Origin of the sequence: Halorubrum sp. SP3 (genome assembly GCF_005435195.1) — an archaeon.
GTDB lineage: Archaea > Halobacteriota > Halobacteria > Halobacteriales > Haloferacaceae > Halorubrum > Halorubrum sodomense.
The window spans coordinates 1-383 of sequence record NZ_SGTU01000458.1 but is presented as its reverse complement, the minus strand read 5'-3'; the positions used below and the strand labels follow the sequence as shown (position 1 = coordinate 383).

General features: G+C 65.3%; 1 protein-coding gene. It reads right to left on the bottom strand.

All coding sequences use genetic code 11. From position 1 onward, the window contains the following. On the bottom strand, positions 1–383 hold a 383-nt coding region (locus EXE42_RS17240; protein ID WP_137707088.1), incomplete at both ends, for a UDP binding domain-containing protein.

The window sequence follows — 383 nt, the reverse complement described above, 5'->3', positions numbered from 1 at the left end:
GCATCGCATCGAATTCCTCGTTGAGGGCCGTGATCTCTTCCCAGTCGGTCACGACAAGGGCAACATCCGCCCCGGACAATGCCGCGTCGGGGGTGTCGACGTACTCGACATCGGGGAACCGCTCGCGCATGTGCTCTATCGCGACCGGGTCGTAGGCGACGATTTCGGCGCCGCGCGCCTGGAGCCCCTCGATGACGGGGATCGCTCGGCTGTTACGGATGTCGTCTGTCCCTGGTTTGAACGCGAGGCCGAGCACCGCCACCTGCTTGCCGGCGACATCGACGTGGTCGTCCATGAGCGAGAGCAGCCGGGTGGGTTGGCGATCGTTCACCGTGGTCGCGGCGTCGAGCATCGACGGCTCGTAGTCTTGTTGTTGTGCGGCC